The following is a 17,179-nucleotide window of genomic DNA, read 5'->3' on the forward strand; positions in this document are numbered from 1 at the left end:
TGCCCGTGCCGCACCCCGACGCGAGCGCGCCGCATTCGTGCAGCGCCGCATCCTTCGTCGTCGTGCGGCAGGCGCTGCGCCCGCCGCACGCGGGCACCGGGCGCGCCCGGCACCTCGCCGCGGTGCCGCCGCTCCCGGACGGGCCGCGAGCCGCACCGGCAGACCCCGGCGACGATGCGGAGCCCGACTCGGGCGCTCGCGACCCGATCCTGCCGACGATCGCGCCGGACCCGGATGCGCCTCCAGGCATGCCGGCGCCCGAGGCGGAGCCCCCGGCCGCACCCGATCCGATCTTCGCCGCCGGCGGCTCGCGCCGCCCGTGGCGCATCGTCGCTCCCGCGCGGGCGAGCTGAGCCTGTCGCGGCGACCGGGCTCCGCGCCCCGTCAGCCCTTCTCGCCTCCTTCGGTCGTCGACATGATGCGCTTCTGGAAGACGAAGAACATGATGGCGACGGGGATCGTCATGAGCACCGCGGCCGCGAGCTTGAGCGGGAACTGCGTGCCCGAGCCGAGCTGCCCGGAGACGAGCGTGCCGACGCCCGTCGTGAGCGTGTGCAGGTCGGGGCTCTGCCGCGAGATGACGAAGTGCGCGAACTCGTTCCACGACCCCTGGAACGACAGGATCGTGAGCGTGATGAGCGCGGGCGCGGCCATCGGCAGCGTGACCGACCAGAACGTGCGGAAGACGCCCGCGCCGTCGATGCGCGCGGCCTCCTCGATCGACGCGGGAATCGAGTCGAAGAACTGCTTCATGATGAAGATGCCCGCCGCATCCGCGAGCAGCGGGATGATCATGCCGCCGTAGGTGTCGTAGAGGCCGAGCTCCTTGATGACGAGGAACCGCGGGATCATGAGCACGACCGAGGGCACCGCGAGCACCGCGATGAACAGGGCGAAGACCGTGTTCCGACCGCGGAACCGCAGGCGCGAGAGCGCGTAGCCGGCGAGCGAGTCGAAGAACACCCGGAAGACCGTCACGACGATCGTGACGACGAACGAGTTCGTCGCCCACAGCGGCAGGTCGGTGCCGGTGAAGAGCCGCTCGTACGCCGCGAACGTGAACGTCTCGGGGATGAGCGCCATCGGGTCGGCGTTGGCCTCCTGGTCGGTCTTGAACGACCCGCTCACCGCGATGACGAACGGGTAGATGTAGAGCAGCGCCAGGACGACGAGGACGACGTAGCCCGTGATGAGCCCGCCGGTGACCCGTTCCTTCATGTCAGGCCCCCTCCCGCGCCGGCGGTCGGACCGACCTGCAGCCGGGCCGCGCCCTCGGCGAGCCGACGGCGCTCGCGGCGACGGTTCCGCGGCTCGTCGCGGTCGGCGAGGACCCATCGCTGGATGAGCGTCATCGCGATGATGATGAGGAACAGCACGAACGCGATCGCGGCCGCGATGCCGGGCTCGTTGTCGGTGAACGCCTGCTGGAACGCGAGGTACGCGGGGCTCGTGAGGGTCGACGCGGCGGGCGTGCCGCGCGTGAGGTACACCTGGTCGAACACCTGCCACGTGCCGATGAGGCCGAGCGTGAGCACGGTGAAGAGCGTCGGCTTCAGCATCGGGACGGTGATGGAGAAGAACGAGCGGATGGGCCCGGCGCCGTCCATGAGGGCGGCCTCGCGGATCTCGGGCCCGATGTTCTGCAGCCCCGCGAGGAACAGCAGCATGAACGTGCCCGAGGTCGTGAAGACGGCGAGCAGGATGAGCACGCACTGCGCGATCGAGGGGCCGGCGATCCACTCCCACGCGCTCACGCCGAGGAAGCCCGGCTCGAGCCAGCTCGCGGGCGGCTGCGGCAGCAGCAGGTGGATGATGCCGCGAGGGTCGGCGAACCAGTTCGGCCCCTCGACGCTCATGAGGGCGAGCACCCGGTTGACGACGCCGGTCGACGCGAACAGGAAGAGGAACACGCCCGTGATCGCGATCGACGACGTCACCGACGGGAAGTAGAACGCGGTGCGGAAGAAGCCCTTGCCGCGCAGCAGCCGGCGGTTGACCTGCACCGCGAGGAAGAGCGCGAGCGCCGTCTGCAGCGGCACGACGAACAGCACGTAGTAGACGTTGTTGCGGATCGAGCGGCCGAACAGCTCGCGCGTGAGCGAGTCGTCGGTCGTGATCGCGGCGTAGTTGTCGAGGCCGACCACCTCGACGTTGTCGTTGAACAGCGGGGAGTTGCGGCCGTTCCAGTCGGTGAAGGACACCCACAGCGCGAGCGCGATGGGCGCCACGAGGAACACGCCGATGATGAGGATGGCGGGCAGCGTGAAGAGCCACCCGGCCGCCGTCTCACCGCCCCGCGCGCTCCCGCGCCGCGTGCGCGGCGCGGGAGCGGTCGAGGTGGCGCCCATCAGCCCTGCGAGGCCTCGTACGCCGACTCGAGCTGCGACTGCAGCTCGTCGAGGAGCGCCTGGGCGTCGGCGCTTTGGAGGGTCGTGATCTTCGTGTTGAACTCGGTCACGACCTCCGAGGCGCCGGCGAACGCCACCGGGCTGATCGCGTAGTCCGCGCCGGTCACGAACGCGGCGTTCTCGGGGTAGGTCTCGGCGTACGTCGCGGCCGCCGACTCGGTCGACGGGATGACGCCGAACGCCTCCGAGAACTGCAGCTGCTGCTCGTCGCTCGTGAGGAAGGCGACGAGGTCCTGCGCGGTCTCGGCCGTGTCCTGGCCCTCCGGGATGCCCCAGCAGTTCGAGAACGTGAAGGTGCCGGGGCCGTCAGGGCCCGAGGGCAGCTCCGCCACCTGGAACTGGACGTCGGGGTAGTCGTTCTCGAGCGCGCCGCGGATCCACGGGCCCTCGATCACCATGGCCGCGCTGCCGCGGCCGAACGCCTCGCCGCCCCAGCCCGCGCCGAGGTCGGCCGGCCACTTGAGCACGCCCGCCTCGAGGAGGCCCTGCACGTACTCGAGCGCCTCGACGTTCTCGGGCGAGTTCGCGGTGACCGTGTCGCCGTCCATGAGCCCGCCGCCGGCCTGCTGCATGAAGACGCCGAGCCGCTGGTACTCCGGTCCCATCGAGAGCCCGACCGTCTCACCCGAGGTGAGGCGCTGCGCCGCGCTCTGCAGCGACTCCCAGTCGGTCGGGATGTCGGCGTCGGTGAGCCCGGCGGCCGCCCACAGATCGGTGTTGATCACGAGCCCGAGGGTCGAGAAGTCCTTCGGCGCGCACACGAACTCGTCCTCGAACGAGAACGCGTCCACGAGCGCCGGGTAGAAGTCGCCCGCGTTCTCGAGGTCCATCGCGTAGGGCTCGAGGTAGTCGTCGCTCGCGTAGGTCTGGAACTGGTCCCAGCCCATGTAGAACAGGTCGGGCGCGGAGTCGCCCGCGAAGCCCTGCGCGAGCTCCTGGTTGAGGTTGGATGCCACGACCACCTCGACGGGCACGCCGGACTCCTCGGTCCAGGCGTCGGCGGCCGCCTGGACGGCCTGCGTCTCCGCGTCGCCGGACGAGCCGATGAGCATCGTGAGGCTCTCGGCTGAGCCCTCCGGCTCGTCGGTCGCTCCGGTGCCGCCGCCCCCCGAGCAGGAGGCCAGGGCGAGCGCGAGCACGCCCGCGAGGGCCGCTGCGCTCATCTTGCTGTGCTTCATGATCTTCCTTCCGGGTTGGGGCTCCATCGCCCTGCGGCGGCGAGGTCGAGCCCCCACCGCGCGTCTCTTCGACCCACGAGCCGGGGTCGCACGATCGTGGTCTGCGGCTCGGCCGCCTCGAACGACGCGAGAGCCGCGCGCGCGACGGCGTCGAGGCGCTGGTCGACGCTCGAGAAGCCGACACCGGCGGCGAGCTGCGTGTTGTCGAAGCCGATGACCGGGAACCGCACGCCGAGCGGCCCGGCGGCCGCGACGATGCCCGCCGCGAGCGCGTCGGACGCGCACACGGCACCCTCGATGCCGTGCTCGAGGAGCGCCTGGACGGGCGCGATCGCGGTGCCGATGCCGTCGACCGCGCGGACGGTGAGCGCCTCGAGCGCCGCGTCGTCGAGCCCCAGGCGCTCCCGCATCGCGGCGGCCCACCCCTCTCGGCGGTCGTCGCCCGACGCGCTGCCTGCGGGCCAGCCGACGAACGCGATGCGCTCGAGCCCCTCGTCGAGGAGCGCCTCGGTCGCCATCCTCGTGCCGGCACGGCCGTCGACGTCGACCCAGTGATGGGGAGGAGCGGCGCACCACGGCCGACCGAACGCGACGAACGGCACGCCCGCCGCGAGCAGGGGCTCGATGCGCGGATCGCCGGGATGCGTCGAGGCGATGAGGAACTCGTCGGCGATCGACTGGTCGCGCAGCGCGAGGATCTCGTCGACCTCCTCCCGCTCGCTCGACACGGTGAAGAGCACGATGTGCTTGCCGACCGCGGCAGCTGCGGCCGTGAGCTCGTGCAGGAAGCGGTCGAGGAGCGTCGACGAGATCGTGTCGCTCGACGCGTCGATGCGGAGGCCGATCGTGTGCGTGCGGCGCTGGCGCAGCCGGCGCGCGGCGAGGTTCGGCGTGTAGCCGAGCTCCTGGACCGCGGCGAGGACGCGGTCGAGCGTGCCCCGCTTGAGCAGCCGCGGGTTGTTGAGCGCGTTGGAGACGGTCTGCACGGAGACGCCGGCGCGCGCTGCGACGTCGGCGAGCGTGGCAGCCATCGGCACTCCCTCGGGCCGGAGGGGCGCGCGGCACGTGCCCCCTTGGATCGTTCCAAAACCGACGCTAGCGTAAGAGCCGCCCCTCGTCGATCACGAAACGGACACGATGCGATGCACGCCGCCGCCGGCCTCCAGCCGCTCCTGAACGACGAGCTGGTCGTGCTGCGCGCGCCGACCCAGGTGTGGTCGGCCCGCGACGGGTCGATGGGCGCCTCGGCGATCCACGGCGTGTTCCGGGGCGATTGGCGGTTCGCTCGCGCACTCGAGGCCACCGTCGACGGGCTGCCGCTCGAGCACGTGGGCACGAGCCGCGGCCCGTCCCGGGCCGTCTTCCACAGCGTCGCGCGGATGATCGACGACGCGACGCCGGATCCGCGCGTGCGGGTCGAGCGCATCCGGTCGGTGCGGGGCGACGGCGTGGACGAGCGCCTCGAGCTCGTCAACGGCCTCGCCCAGGCGGTGACCGGGACGGTGGCGCTGCGGCTCACGGTCTCGTTCGCCGAGCTCATGGGCGTGAAGGCCGGCGCGCCGGTCGAGGCGGCGACGAGCGTCGAGATGCGCGGGGCCGATGCCGTCGCGAGCGATGGAGTCCGCACGCTCGTCGTGCGGGCCGCCGGCGCCGAGCTCGCCATCGACGGGGCGACGATCGTCGCCTCCCGCGAGCTCGAGGTGCCGCCCGGCGGGCGAGGGGCGCTCGAGATCTCGCTCGAGCTCGACGACCCCCGGGCGGTCGTCCGCGAGGCGACCGATCGGCCGACGATCGCGAGCCTGCCGGCGAGCGGCGATGCGTCGCTCGACCGCTGGAGCGCGCAGGCGCTCGCCGACGTGCGCGCCCTGCTGCTCGACGCCGGCCAGGGCTCGTTCGCCGCCGCGGGCGCGCCCTGGTTCCTCACCCTGTTCGGCCGCGACTCGCTCATCACGGCCCGGCTGCTGCTGCCGCTCGGCACCGACCTCGCGCTGTCGACGCTGCGCACGCTCGCGGCGCGGCAGGGGACGCGCGTGGACCCGACGAGCGCCGAGCAGCCCGGCAAGATGCTGCACGAGCTGCGCCACGCCCAGCTCGAGCTGCCGGGCGAGCGGATCTCGCTGCCCCCCGTGTACTACGGCACGATCGACGCGACCCCGCTGTGGATCGTGCTGCTGCACGAGGCGTGGCTCGCAGGGCTCCCGCTCGAGGCGGTGCGCGAGCTGCGACCCGCGCTCGTCGCCGCGCTCGAGTGGATGCGCGACCACGGCTCGCCCGACGGCTCGGGCTTCCTCAAGTACGTGGACGAGTCGGGTCACGGGCTCGCGAACCAGGGCTGGAAGGACTCGGGCGACTCGGTGCGGTTCGCCGACGGGCGCATCGCCGACGCCCCGATCGCGCTGTGCGAGGTGCAGGCCCAGGCGTGCCAGGCCGCGGCCGGCGGCGCCGAGCTGCTCGAGGCGCTCGGGGAGGACGGCTCGGAGTGGGCGGCGTGGGCTCGCGCGATGCGCGAGCGCTTCCGCGCCGCGTTCTGGGTCGAGCGCGACGGCGAGCGCTTCCCGGCGATCGCCCTCGACGGCCGTGGCGCGCCCGTCGACGCGAAGACCTCGAACATCGGCCAGCTCCTCGGCACGACGCTGCTCTCCCCCGACGAGGAGGCGCGCATCGCAGACCTGCTCGTCGACGAGCGCTTCGCCTCGGGCTATGGGCTCCGCACGATGGCGAGCGACGAGACCGCCCACTGGCCGCTCTCGTACCACTGCGGCTCGGTGTGGCCCCACGACACGGGAGTCGTGATCGAGGGGATGCTGCGGGCCGGCCTCACCGAGCACGCCCGCGTGCTCGCCGCCCAGCTCGTGCGCGCCGCGGACGCGTTCGACGGCCGGATCCCCGAGCTCTTCGCCGGGCTCGGCTCGGACGAGGTGTCGTCGCCGGTCGCGTACCCCGCGTCGTGCCGGCCGCAGGCGTGGAGCGCGGCCGCGGTCGTGCCGGTGCACCGGGCGCTCTCGCGCCGGCCGCCGCTCCGCTGAGGCGCGGGCGGACGTCCGCCCGCGCCTCGGCGCGCGTCAGCCCTTCGCCGAGCCCGCGAGGAGCCCTCGCACGAAGTAGCGCTGCAGGCCGAAGAACACGATGAGCGGCACGACGAGCGAGACGAACGCGCCAGCCGTCAGGCGCTCCCAGTTCTCGCCGCGAGAGCCGGCGAGCTCGGCCAATCGCTGCGTGAGCGGCGCGGTGTCGGGCGTGCCCGTCGAGAACACGAGGGCGACGAGCAGGTCGTTCCACACCCACAGGAACTGGAAGATCGCGAACGACGCGATCGCCGGCATCGCGAGCGGCAGGATGATGCGGAAGAAGATCTGCCCGTGGCCGGCCCCGTCGACGCGCGCCGCTTCGATGACGTCGCCCGGGATCGCCGAGATGAAGTTGTGCAGCAGGAAGATCGCGAGCGGGAGCCCGAAGATCGCGTGCGCGATCCACACCGGCAGGAACTGCCGCTCGCTGATGAACGGCACCGCCTCGTGGAGCGCGTCCTGGAACGGCTGGAGGAAGGTCACGAACAGCTGCAGCAGCGGGATGAGCGCCATCTGCAGCGGCACGATCTGCAGCGCGAAGACGATCACGAACAGCGTCGACGAGCCCTTGAACCGCACCCATGCGAACGCGTACGCCGCGAGGCACGCGAGCACGAGGGGGATGAGCGTGCCCGGGATCGCGATCGCGAGCGAGTTGACGAAGTACTCGCCGAGCTGCGGCGACGACGCCGAGCCCGAGAAGAGCACTTCGCGGTAGTTCGTGAGCGTCAGCTGCGGGTCGGAGAAGAAGGTCCACCAGCCGGTCGACTGGATCTGATCGGCCGGGCGGAACGACGACAGCAGCAGGCCGAACGTCGGCACCGTCCACAGCACCGCGATCACGAGCGCCGCGATGGTCGCCCACGGACTCGTGAGGCGCCGCTTCACGCGATCGGCGCGCGTCGTGACCGCGGGCGCGACGCGGTCCGGGGTGATCTCGGGGTCCGGGGTGAATGCGACGGAGCTCATCGGATCGCCTTCTGCTGGTTCAGGACGCGGACGTTGTAGATGACGATCGGCATGACCATGAGGAACAGGATCAGCGCGAGCGCCGCGCCGCGGCCGGGCTCGCCCGAGCGGAACGCCTGCGTGTACATCTCGTTCGCGACGACGGAGGTGTTGAAGTTGCCCGCGGTCATCGTGCGCACGATGTCGAACACCTTGAGCGTCGCGATCGAGATCGTCGTGATGACGACGACGATCGATGTGCGGATGCCGGGCACGGTGACGTTCGCGAAGCGCTGCCAGGGGTTGGCGCCGTCGATCTCGGCGGCCTCGAGCTGCTCGGTCGGCACGCCCTTGATCGCGGCCGAGAGCACGACCATCGCGAAGCCGGTCTGGATCCAGATCATCACGACGATGAGCGCGAGCGTGTTCCACGGGCTGTTCTGCAGGATCTGCTGCGGCTGCCCGCCGAACCACACGATGATCTGGTTGACGAGGCCGATCTGCTCCTGCTCGGGCCCGCGGTACGCGTACATGAAGCGCCAGATGATGCTGGCGCCGACCATCGAGATCGCCATCGGCATGAACACGAGCATCTTGTAGACCCGCTCACCGCGGCTCTTGTCGATGAAGACCGCGTAGGCGAGGCCGATCGCGGTCGAGAGCAGCGGCACGAGGATGACCCAGACGACCGTGTTCGCGAGCGTGATGAGCGCTTCGGGCTGCGTGAACATCCAGACGAAGTTGTCGACGCCGTTGAAGGCCCCCGTGCGGTCCGTGAAGGCGAGGACGGTCGTGCGGATCGCGGGGTACACGAGCCCCACGGTGAGGAGCAGCGCCGCGGGCATCAGGAACACGAGCATCGGCTTCGAGTCGTCGTCGTGGTCGGCGAAGTAGCCGAGCACGCCGATGATGCTCAAGCCGGCTGCCGCGGCCCACGGCCACACGCCCACCGCCTGCTCCCGGCCCTGCTCGAGGACCAGGCTGATGGCGACGACCGCCACCGCAGCGAGCAGCCACGCGATGAGGCGCACGCTCCGGCGCGTGCGATCCGGCAGGAAGGCGATGAGCGCGGTCGCGATGAGGGCGGCGGCGAGCGGCCAGCCGACGACGGTCGCCGCGAAGACGAGCGCCGGCGTGACCCAGTCGAGGGCCGGGATGCTCGGCGAGGCCTGCGCGACGAGCACGAGGGCCACGACGAGCACGGCGCCGAGCGCACGCATGACGGCGCTGCGCACCGGCGCGCTCGCCCGCTGCAGGAGCCGGTCGAGCAGCCACTGGAGCAGCACGACGACGATGCCCGCGACGCCGAGGCCGATGGCGGCGTTCGTCAGGCCCTGCGTCATCCAGGGCACGGCTCCGTAGAGCACGCGCGCGAGGATCGCCAGGAGCGCGAAGGCGGCGATGAGGACGAGCCGCGGGCGCAGGCCCGCGCGCATCGCCTCGCGCCAGCTCGCGGGACGAGGCTTGTCCTCCGGACGATCGAGGAAGGCGAGCAGCAGCGCCACCACGGCGCCGAAGGCCGCGAGGCCGACGACGACCTGGAGCAGCTTGCCGACGAGATCCATCGTGGTCATGCGAGTCCCATCCCTTGGTGATGCGGCCCGGGATGCGGGTGCGGAGGCCGCTGCGCGGCCCCCGCACCCCCATCATCCGACTACTGCGGCCAGCTCTGCTCGACCTGGGCGAGCACGGACGCCGAGTCGGCCCCCGAGATCCAGTCGACCATGCCCCGCCACAGCGAGCCCGAGCCGACGGCGCCGGGCATCGAGTCGGATCCGTCGAACCGGAACGTGGTGTTCGGGTCCTGCAGGATCTCGTACGCCTGGCGCAGCAGGTCGCTCGACGCGTTCGCCGGGTCGAGCTCCGAGTTCGCCGAGAGCACGCCGCCGAGCGAGACGCGGCTGTTGGCCCACTCGGGGCTCGACAGGTAGGTCTGCGTGGCCACGACCTCCTCGGCGTCGCTGAACGCCGCGACGATCTCGGCGCCACCGGTCACCGCGGCCGCGTCCGGCTCGGTGCCCGGGAGGATGAACGCCCACACGTCGCCGTCCTCGGCGACCGTCACGGAGTTGTCGTCGCTCCAGAAGCCCTCGTAGAACGACGCCTGGTGGTGCATGCCGCACTCGCCGTCGAGCACGGGCAGGCCCGCGTCGCCGAAGTCGGTCGTCGCGATCGTCGTCACGTCGCCGATGCCGCCGTTGACGTACTCCGGGTTCTTGATGAGGTCGCCGACGCGGTCGAGCGCCTCCACGATCCGCGGGTCGTCGAACGGGATCTCGTGCGCGACCCACTGCTCGTAGACCTCGGGGCCGTGGAGCCGAAGGACGTAGTCCTCGAGCCAGTCGGTGCCCGGCCAGCCGGTCGCCTCACCCGACCCGAAGCCCACGCACCACGGCGTGACGCCTGCCTCGGCGATGGTCGCGGTGAGCTCGTCGAGCTCGTCGAGGGTCGTCGGGACCTCCCAGCCGTTCTCCTCCCAGAGCGCCGGCTGGTACCAGACGAAGCCCTTCACCGACGACATGAGCGGCGCACCGTAGAAGGTGCCGTCGACGGTGCCGAAGCCCTGGAACGTCTCGTTCCAGTACGCCTGCGCGTTCTCGGCCACCGACTCGGGAGCGGGCAGCACAGCACCGGTCTCGACCACGGAGGCCAGCAGGCCGGGCTGGGGGAAGAACGCGAGGTCCGGCGGGTTCCCGCCCTGGATGCGCACGTTGATCTGCGCCTCGAACTCCGCGGAGCCCTCGTACACGACGTCGATGCCGGTGCACTCCTCGAACTGCACCCACGACTCGTTCAAGCGGTTGGCCTCCTCGTCGAGGATCGTGCCGTAGACGTTGACCTCTGCGCCGTCGAACGTGCCGTAGTCGGCGTAGTCCTCGCAGCCCTCGGCGGCCGCGCCGGTGCTGCCCGGCTCCTCCGAGGCCCCGGGCTCCGCGTCGCCGACACACCCCGTGAGGGCGAGTGCCGCGACGCCCACGATGCCGAGCGGCATCGCGATCCTGCGTGCGTGCTTCACGTGAACTCCTTCGCTCAAGTGCTCAACAGCACGGGCCGGGGCCGAGCGAGGCGCACGGCGACGTGCTCGAAACCGGAACCGGTTCCACTGGCTGTGACCGTAGCGCACACCGTCTCCTGCTGCACTCAGGAACGATGTTTCGATTCGGCAACGATCGTTGGGGCGCCCTGTTGGCCGCAGCGCTCGCCCGGGGCTATGGTCGGAACCGGTTCCACACTCTGGACGGCGGTCACCCGCCCGAGCGCGAGGAGGCGGCCGTGCCCAGGCTCGACGACGTCGCCCGCGCCGCGGGGGTCTCGAAGGCGACCGCGTCGCGCGCGCTCTCCGGCGCGCCGGGCGTCGCGGCCCGAACGCGAGAGCGGGTCCAGCGCGCCGCCGACGAGCTGGGCTTCCGGGCCTCGGGCGCCGCCCGCCGCCTCGCCACGGGCGTGACCCGCACGATCGGCGTGCTCACCCCATCCGTCAACCGCTGGTACTTCGGCAGCGTGCTGCACGGCATCGCGCACGCCGCCGACCTGCACGACCACGACGTGCTGCTCTACGACCTCGGCGCGTTCGGCACCGGCGGGCACGAGAAGTTCGAGCGCTTCATGCGGCGCGGCGAGGTCGACGGGCTCGTCACCATCACGTGGAGCCTCGTGGGCGGCGACCTCACCCGGCTCGCGGAGCTCGGCATCCCCGTCGCGACCGTGGGCGAGCCGACCCCGCACACCCGCTCCTTCGCGCTCGACGACGACGCGGCAGGCGAGCAGGCGGCCGAGCACCTCGTGCGGCTCGGCCACACCGACCTGCTGCACCTCGCGAGCGAGACCGAGGTGCAGCCCTTCGACGCCTCGTCCTCGGACCGGCGCATGCAGGCGTTCCAGCGCGTCTCGGAGCGGCACGGGCTGCGCCTGCGCCCGCCGCTCACCGTGCCGACGACGCTCGAGGGAGCGCACCTCGCCGCGCGCGGCATCCTCGCCCGCGCCGACCGGCCCACCGGCATCGTGGCGGGCACCGACGAGGTCGCGATGGGCGTGCTCCTCGCCGCCCACCAGCTCGGCATCCGGATCCCCGACGAGCTGAGCGTCACGGGGGTCGACGACGTGCCCGCCGCCGCCGCCTTCGGGCTGACGACCATCCGCCAGGACCCTGCGCAGCACGGCGAGGACGTCGTCGCGTGGATCATGGCGGCGCTCCAGGAGCCGGACGGCGAGCCGGACCGCAGCCACACCGCCTACGTGCCCGTGCTCGTCGTGCGCTCCTCGACGGGGCCGCCGCCATGAGCTTCACCAGCACCTTCACCGCGCCGATGCCGATCATCGGCGGGCACGCGCCAGGCCTCGCGCTCGATCGCGACTGGCACCGCAAGAGCGTCTTCTACGAGGTGATGGTGCGCTCGTTCGTCGACTCGAACGGCGACGGCTTCGGCGACCTCCCGGGCCTCACGTCGAAGCTCGACTACCTGCAGTGGCTCGGCGTCGACGCGATCTGGGTGCCCCCGTTCTACCGGTCGCCGCTGCGCGACGGCGGCTACGACGTCTCGGACTTCATGGCGGTGCTGCCCGAGTTCGGCACGATCGACGACTTCCGGCACTTCGTCTCGGAGGCACACTCGCGCAACATGCGGGTCATGATCGACCTGCCGATCAACCACACCTCCGACCAGCATCCGTGGTTCCTCGCCTCGCGGGAGGATCCCGACGGGCCGTACGGCGACTTCTACGTGTGGCGCGACGACGACTCGGGCTACCCGAACGCGCGCATCATCTTCGTCGACACCGAGGAGTCGAAGTGGGCGTTCGACTCGGTGCGGCGGCAGTTCTACTGGCACCGCTTCTTCTCGCACCAGCCCGACCTCAACTTCGAGAACCCCGCCGTGCACGCCGCGATCGAGGAGGTGCTGCGCTTCTGGCTCGGCCTCGGGGTGGACGCGATCCGGCTCGACGCCGTCCCCTACCTCTACGAGTCGGAGGGCGGCAACGGGGAGTCGGAGCCCGCGACGCACGCGTACCTCAAGCGCCTGCGCCGCATCGTCGACGAGGAGCACCCGGGCCGCGTGCTCGTCGCGGAGGCGAACCAGTGGCCCGCCGAGACGGCGGCCTACTTCGGCACGGCGGAGGAGCCCGAGTGCCACATGGCGTTCGACTTCCCCACGATGCCGCGGATCTTCTACTCGCTCCGTCCCGCACGCCGATGCAGTGGACGCCCGACCGCAACGCCGGGTTCTCCGACGCCGACCCGGGCAAGCTCTTCCTGCCGGTCGTGCAGTCGCTCGTCTACCACTACGCCGCCGTCAACGTCGAGGCGCAGATGGCGCAGGCCTCGAGCCTGCTCAACTGGATGCGGTCGGTGCTGCACGTGCGGCGCGCGCACCCCGTGTTCGGGCTCGGCCGTCTCACGGTGCTCGAGAGCGACAACGACGCGGTGCTCGCCTTCGTGCGCTCCTACGAGGGCGACGGGAGCTACGCGGGGGCCCGCGCCGAGACGGTGCTGTGCGTGTTCTCGTTCAGCCACAACCCCGTGCACGTGACGATCGACGCGCCGCAGTTCGCCGGCGCGCGGCTCAACGACCTCTTCGGCGGCGGAGCGTTCCCGACGATCGCCGAGGACGGGCGCTTCTCGCTCACCTTCGGCACGCAGTCGTTCTACTGGCTCGCGCTCTCCTGACGCGGCGTCAGCGCGCGGCGCCGCGCTGCACGCGGTCGTACGAGGGCTGGCGCAGCCGGCGCACCCAGTCGTACTGCCGAGCGCCGGGGAGCGGATGCCGCCCGGCGTCGAAGCGCAGCAGCGGGTCGAGCGGGCCGGGCTCGCGCCGCAGCTCGAGCTCCCCGAACGCGTGCCACGCGCCGCGCGGTCGCGCGACGAGCAGCTCGAGCCGCCACGGCTCGAGCGCGAGCCGCTCCGCGAGCTGCTCGGGGTGCGACGGCAGGTCGGACGGCGCGAGCGTGCGGGCGCCGAGCAGCACCGGCCCGCTCGGCGAGCGGTAGGGCAGCAGCGACCCGAGGTGCGCGCGCGAGGGCGAGCGGTGCGCGAGCAGCGCGAAGCGCCACGGCCACGCGGCGCCCGTGGAGGCGAGCTGCAGGTCGGCCCGACCCTCGGCCGCCTCGAACCGCGCCGCGAGCCCGACGACGTCGGGCAGCGGTACCGGCACGCCCACCGAGCGGGATGCGCGGGCGATGACCCGGATCGGCTCCGGCTCCGCCTCGTCGATCCACGCGATGCCCGTGCGCAGCGCGGTGCCGGAGCGGCGCACCGTGCCGTGCAGGACCACGCCGTGCGGATGCACGGGATGCGGGCGGCGCACCGAGGCGAGCGTCGCCATCCCGGCGCCGAGCGCGCGGCCCGCGCCGGTCGCGACCGCCCGGCCGATGCGGTCGATCACGTCGACGAGATCATCAGGCCGACCACCGCCGCCTGGACCGCGGCGATCGAGCGGTGCACCTCGCGGCTCGCCCACGAGCCCTCGGCGAGCTGGGCGCCGCGCGCGAGCAGCGGCTCGCGCGGCCGGTCGGGGAAGATCGCCGGCAGCGCGTCGGCCCCGTGGAGGATCGCGAGCGCCGCGCCGACCGTGGTGTCGTCGGCGCCGTCGAGCACCTCGCGCGCGCGCACCTGGAGCGCGTCCTCGACGTCGCGCCGCTCGCCGCGCTCCCAGCGCTGCCGCCAGCGGATGCCGAGGAAGCGGTCCTCCTCGCGCGCGAGCACGCCGGCCGCGGCGAAGTCCTCGAGCAGCTCGCGCCGGACGCGGGTCGTGGGAGCGGTGGGCCCGCCCCACCCCGCGACGATGCTGAGCGCGTCCGCCGGGGTCGCGCCGTCGATGCGGGCGACGAGCGGCTCGAGGTGGGGGCTCGTCGTGCCGGATGCCGCGACGAGCGCGCCGGGCGCCGAGCCGGGCTCGCCCGGGGCGACCAGGCGCATCCGCCCGTCGACGACGAGCTGGGCGAGCGCGGCGCCGGCGATCGCGATGCCGAGGGACGAGTCCTCGATGAGGGGCGAGCCGCGGTCGTCGTCGATCGCGAGCAGCAGCACCGCCTCGGGGATGGTGAGCGCCATGCCGCACACGGTACGCCCTCCGCTCGCGGGGCGCACTCGATCGACGCGACTCCGGCGTGGCCTGCGCGACGGCGCGCCATGGTGGAGACTGGCCCGATGCAGGAGCTCGCGATCCTCGGGATCGTCGTCATCGTCGCGCTCGCGTTCGACTTCACCAACGGCTTCCACGACACCGCGAACGCGATGGCGCCATCGGTCGCGACGGGCGCGCTGCGGCCGAAGCCCGCGGTGGCGCTCTCGGCGACCCTCAACCTCATCGGCGCCTTCCTCTCGATCGAGGTCGCCCGCACGGTGGGCTCGGGGATCGTCGACCTCGCGGGCGTCGACGGCGAGCGCCTCATGCTCATCGTGCTGTGCGGCCTCACCGGCGCGATCGTGTGGAACGTGCTCACGTGGCTGTTCGGGCTGCCGTCGTCGTCGAGCCACGCGCTGTTCGGAGGCCTGATCGGCGCGACGATCGCCGCGCTCGGCGTCACGGGCGTGCTGTGGGGCGGCGTCGCGCAGAAGATCCTCATCCCGGCGCTGCTCGCGCCCGTGATCGCGGGGCTCGTCGCGTTCTGCGGCACCTGGCTCGTGCAGCGAGCGACCGCGAACCTCAGCGAGCGGGGCGAGCAGCGCGGGTTCCGCTGGGGCCAGATCGGCGCGGCCTCGCTCATGTCGCTCGCGCACGGCACGAACGACGCGCAGAAGACGATGGGGGTCATCTTCCTCGCGCTCGTCGCCCACGGCTCGCTCGACCCGGACGCGGAGATGCCCATCTGGGTGCGGGTCGTCTGCGCGGTCGCGATCGCGGCCGGCACCTACATGGGCGGCTGGCGGGTGATCCGCACGCTCGGGAAGGGCATCGTCGACATCTCGCCGCGGCAGGGCATGTCGGCCGACTTCTCGAGCGCGTCGATCATCCTCACGTCGAGCCACCTCGGGCTGCCGCTCTCGACGACCCACGTCGCCTCCGGCTCGGTGATCGGCTCGGGGCTCGCGCGCACCGACGCGAAGGTGCGGTGGTCGGTCGCCCGGCGCATGCTCGTCGCCTGGCTCATCACGCTCCCCGCGGCGGGCGCGATCGGCGCGCTCTGCTTCCTCATCGCCGGGCTCTTCGGGCACCTGTGGGGCTCGATCGTCGTGACCGCGCTGCTCATCGGCGCGTGCCTCACGATGTGGCTCCGCTCCCGCCTCAGCCACGTCGGCCACCACAACGTGACCGACGAGTGGGAGCAGCCGAAGAAGGAGCGGAAGCGCACGATCGACCGGGAGCTGAGCGCGGTCGCGTCGGGCGTGGCTCCCCTCTCGCGGCCGCGCAAGCGCAAGAAGCGCAGTCGGCGCGACCAGGGAGGGGTGGCCTGATGGGCTTCGACGTCGGCGCGCTCGGCATCGCGATCGCCTCGGTGCTCGGCGTTGGGCTGCTGCTCGGCGCCGGCATCCCGCTCGTCTACGCCCTCGGCATCCGCTCCCTCGAGAGCGAGCGGCCGGGCTCGACGGTCGTCGGAGGAGCGCTGCTGGGCCTCTGCGTGCTGCTCGCGCTCGCGGGCATCGTCGTCATCGTCTTCGGCAAGCAGCTCTTCGGCATCTGAGGCGCGCCGCGTAGCGTGGAGCCGTGAGCAACGACGAGGCGCTGCTGGTCGAGGACGCGGAGGCCGCCGCCGACGAGGCGGGGGCCGCCGGGCTCGAGCTGCTCCTGCCGCGCGACGTGCCGCTCGGCGGTCCCCGCGCGATGCCCGTGCAGCGGGTGCTCCCGAACAAGCACCGCCACTTCATCGGCGCGTGGTGCTTCGCCGACGCGTTCGGGCCCACGTCGCTGCGCGACCGGCCGGGCATGGACGTGCCACCGCATCCGCACACCGGCCTGCAGACGTGGAGCTGGCTCGTCGACGGCGCGATCGAGCACCGCGACTCGGCCGGCTTCACCCACACCGTGCGCCCGGGCGGGCTCAACATCATGACCGCGGGCCGCGGCATCGCGCACAGCGAGTACTCGACTCCGGACACCGACGTGCTGCACGGCGTGCAGCTGTGGACGGTGCTTCCGCGGCACGAGCGCGGCCGCGACCCCTGGTTCGACGGCCTCGACGCCGTGCCCACGGTCGAGCTCGCCGCGGGCGTCACCGGGAGCGTCTTCGTCGGCGAGCACGCGGGGGCGTCGAGCGCCGTCGGCGCGTACTCGCCGCTGCTGGGCGTCGAGCTGCGGCTGCGGGCGGGCGCCGAGGCGCGGCTCGACCTGCGGGCCGGCTTCGAGCACGGCGTGCTCGCGCTCACCGACGGCGTGCGCGTCGACGACCTCCCGATCGGCCGCGGCTCGATGGTCTACACCGCGCCCGGCCGCGACGCGCTCGTCGTGTCGGCCGATCGCGACGCGGTCGCGATCCTCCTCGGCGGCGAGCCGTTCGAGGAGGAGATCGTCATGTTCTGGAACTTCATCGGCACCGACCACGACGAGGTCGCGGCAGCGCGGGACCAGTGGATGCGCGAGCGCGAGTCGGGGCCGGAGGACCGGCCGCGCTTCGGGTCGGTCGTCGACGACGCCAACCCGCC

Annotated in this window: 14 protein-coding genes and 2 pseudogenes; 7 read left to right on the top strand and 9 right to left on the bottom strand. The window is 72.4% G+C overall.

The window, feature by feature from the left end; translation table 11 throughout:
- Positions 1 to 353 (top strand): annotated as a pseudogene (locus NWP09_RS06150) (hypothetical protein); the annotation flags it as partial.
- 31 nt (positions 354 to 384) lie between these two features.
- Here the strand turns inward: NWP09_RS06150 and NWP09_RS06155 are convergent.
- The 4 genes from NWP09_RS06155 to NWP09_RS06170 are packed head-to-tail and all read right to left on the bottom strand — an operon-like array spanning position 385 to position 4,617.
- Positions 385 to 1,218: a carbohydrate ABC transporter permease gene (locus tag NWP09_RS06155; protein WP_258274656.1), complete on the bottom strand. Its 834-nt coding sequence runs from the start codon at positions 1,216 to 1,218 to the stop codon at positions 385 to 387.
- Complete coding sequence (locus NWP09_RS06160; protein WP_258274657.1) at positions 1,215 to 2,348, bottom strand: carbohydrate ABC transporter permease; 1,134 nt, start codon at positions 2,346 to 2,348, stop codon at positions 1,215 to 1,217. Before NWP09_RS06160 ends, NWP09_RS06155 begins: the two co-directional genes overlap by 4 nt.
- Entirely contained in the window at positions 2,348 to 3,586 is a 1,239-nt protein-coding gene (locus tag NWP09_RS06165; RefSeq protein WP_258274658.1) for an extracellular solute-binding protein, read from the bottom strand. The genes NWP09_RS06160 and NWP09_RS06165 overlap by 1 nt, the downstream gene beginning before the upstream one ends.
- Entirely contained in the window at positions 3,583 to 4,617 is a 1,035-nt protein-coding gene (locus NWP09_RS06170; protein WP_258274659.1) for a LacI family DNA-binding transcriptional regulator, read from the bottom strand. The genes NWP09_RS06165 and NWP09_RS06170 overlap by 4 nt, the downstream gene beginning before the upstream one ends.
- Before the next feature lie 111 nt (positions 4,618 to 4,728).
- Here NWP09_RS06170 and NWP09_RS06175 point away from each other — a divergent pair, with 111 nt between their 5' ends.
- Complete coding sequence (locus NWP09_RS06175; protein ID WP_258274660.1) at positions 4,729 to 6,612, top strand: glycogen debranching N-terminal domain-containing protein; 1,884 nt, start codon at positions 4,729 to 4,731, stop codon at positions 6,610 to 6,612.
- Positions 6,613 to 6,648: 36 nt separating this feature from the next.
- On the opposite strand, the gene NWP09_RS06180 is transcribed toward NWP09_RS06175, so the two are convergent.
- The 3 genes from NWP09_RS06180 to NWP09_RS06190 form a co-directional block, all read right to left on the bottom strand.
- A complete protein-coding gene (locus tag NWP09_RS06180) occupies positions 6,649 to 7,623 on the bottom strand; it encodes a carbohydrate ABC transporter permease (protein ID WP_258274661.1) in 975 nt (324 codons plus the stop codon).
- Positions 7,620 to 8,513 carry a carbohydrate ABC transporter permease gene (locus NWP09_RS06185; RefSeq protein ID WP_258274668.1) on the bottom strand — a complete coding sequence of 298 codons (894 nt, stop codon included), beginning with the start codon at positions 8,511 to 8,513 and terminating at the stop codon, positions 7,620 to 7,622. The genes NWP09_RS06180 and NWP09_RS06185 overlap by 4 nt, the downstream gene beginning before the upstream one ends.
- A gap of 743 nt (positions 8,514 to 9,256) precedes the next feature.
- On the bottom strand, positions 9,257 to 10,594 hold the full coding sequence (locus NWP09_RS06190; RefSeq protein WP_258274669.1) for an ABC transporter substrate-binding protein: 1,338 nt from the start codon (positions 10,592 to 10,594) through the stop codon (positions 9,257 to 9,259).
- Positions 10,595 to 10,875: 281 nt separating this feature from the next.
- On the opposite strand from NWP09_RS06190, the gene NWP09_RS06195 reads away from it, so the two are divergent.
- Together NWP09_RS06195 and NWP09_RS06200 are read left to right on the top strand one after the other, a co-directional pair.
- Entirely contained in the window at positions 10,876 to 11,883 is a 1,008-nt protein-coding gene (locus NWP09_RS06195; protein WP_258274662.1) for a LacI family DNA-binding transcriptional regulator, read from the top strand.
- A gap of 26 nt (positions 11,884 to 11,909) precedes the next feature.
- Positions 11,910 to 13,267: pseudogene (locus NWP09_RS06200) on the top strand (alpha-amylase family glycosyl hydrolase).
- Positions 13,268 to 13,274: 7 nt separating this feature from the next.
- On the opposite strand, the gene NWP09_RS06205 reads toward NWP09_RS06200, so the two are convergent.
- Both NWP09_RS06205 and NWP09_RS06210 read right to left on the bottom strand, forming a co-directional pair.
- Positions 13,275 to 13,982 (bottom strand): hypothetical protein, encoded by a 708-nt coding sequence (locus tag NWP09_RS06205; RefSeq protein ID WP_258274663.1) that lies wholly within the window; start codon positions 13,980 to 13,982, stop codon positions 13,275 to 13,277.
- Positions 13,979 to 14,650 carry a GPP34 family phosphoprotein gene (locus tag NWP09_RS06210; RefSeq protein ID WP_258274664.1) on the bottom strand — a complete coding sequence of 224 codons (672 nt, stop codon included), beginning with the start codon at positions 14,648 to 14,650 and terminating at the stop codon, positions 13,979 to 13,981. Before NWP09_RS06210 ends, NWP09_RS06205 begins: the two co-directional genes overlap by 4 nt.
- A gap of 96 nt (positions 14,651 to 14,746) precedes the next feature.
- On the opposite strand from NWP09_RS06210, the gene NWP09_RS06215 reads away from it, so the two are divergent.
- The 3 genes from NWP09_RS06215 to NWP09_RS06225 form a co-directional block, all read left to right on the top strand.
- Positions 14,747 to 15,994, top strand: coding sequence for an inorganic phosphate transporter (locus NWP09_RS06215; protein ID WP_258274665.1), 1,248 nt, complete (start codon positions 14,747 to 14,749; stop codon positions 15,992 to 15,994).
- Positions 15,994 to 16,221, top strand: coding sequence for a hypothetical protein (locus tag NWP09_RS06220; RefSeq protein WP_258274666.1), 228 nt, complete (start codon positions 15,994 to 15,996; stop codon positions 16,219 to 16,221). Before NWP09_RS06215 ends, NWP09_RS06220 begins: the two co-directional genes overlap by 1 nt.
- Before the next feature lie 23 nt (positions 16,222 to 16,244).
- Positions 16,245 to 17,179, top strand: a 935-nt coding sequence (locus tag NWP09_RS06225) for a pirin family protein (RefSeq protein WP_258274667.1), incomplete at its 3' end; no start/stop codon positions are given.

The organism is Agrococcus sp. HG114 (genome assembly GCF_024723325.1).
Lineage (GTDB): Bacteria > Actinomycetota > Actinomycetes > Actinomycetales > Microbacteriaceae > Agrococcus.

Excerpts from the sequence above, each read along its gene's own strand:
- NWP09_RS06155 (WP_258274656.1), bottom strand. The coding sequence starts at position 1,218 with ATGAAGGAACGGGTCACCGGCGGGCTCATCACGGGCTACGTCGTCCTC.
- NWP09_RS06160 (WP_258274657.1), bottom strand. The coding sequence starts at position 2,348 with ATGGGCGCCACCTCGACCGCTCCCGCGCCGCGCACGCGGCGCGGGAGC.
- NWP09_RS06165 (WP_258274658.1), bottom strand. The coding sequence starts at position 3,586 with ATGAAGCACAGCAAGATGAGCGCAGCGGCCCTCGCGGGCGTGCTCGCG.
- NWP09_RS06170 (WP_258274659.1), bottom strand. The coding sequence starts at position 4,617 with ATGGCTGCCACGCTCGCCGACGTCGCAGCGCGCGCCGGCGTCTCCGTG.
- NWP09_RS06175 (WP_258274660.1), top strand. The coding sequence starts at position 4,729 with ATGCACGCCGCCGCCGGCCTCCAGCCGCTCCTGAACGACGAGCTGGTC.
- NWP09_RS06180 (WP_258274661.1), bottom strand. The coding sequence starts at position 7,623 with ATGAGCTCCGTCGCATTCACCCCGGACCCCGAGATCACCCCGGACCGC.
- NWP09_RS06190 (WP_258274669.1), bottom strand. The coding sequence starts at position 10,594 with ATGCCGCTCGGCATCGTGGGCGTCGCGGCACTCGCCCTCACGGGGTGT.
- NWP09_RS06210 (WP_258274664.1), bottom strand. The coding sequence starts at position 14,650 with ATGGCGCTCACCATCCCCGAGGCGGTGCTGCTGCTCGCGATCGACGAC.
- NWP09_RS06215 (WP_258274665.1), top strand. The coding sequence starts at position 14,747 with ATGCAGGAGCTCGCGATCCTCGGGATCGTCGTCATCGTCGCGCTCGCG.
- NWP09_RS06220 (WP_258274666.1), top strand. The coding sequence starts at position 15,994 with ATGGGCTTCGACGTCGGCGCGCTCGGCATCGCGATCGCCTCGGTGCTC.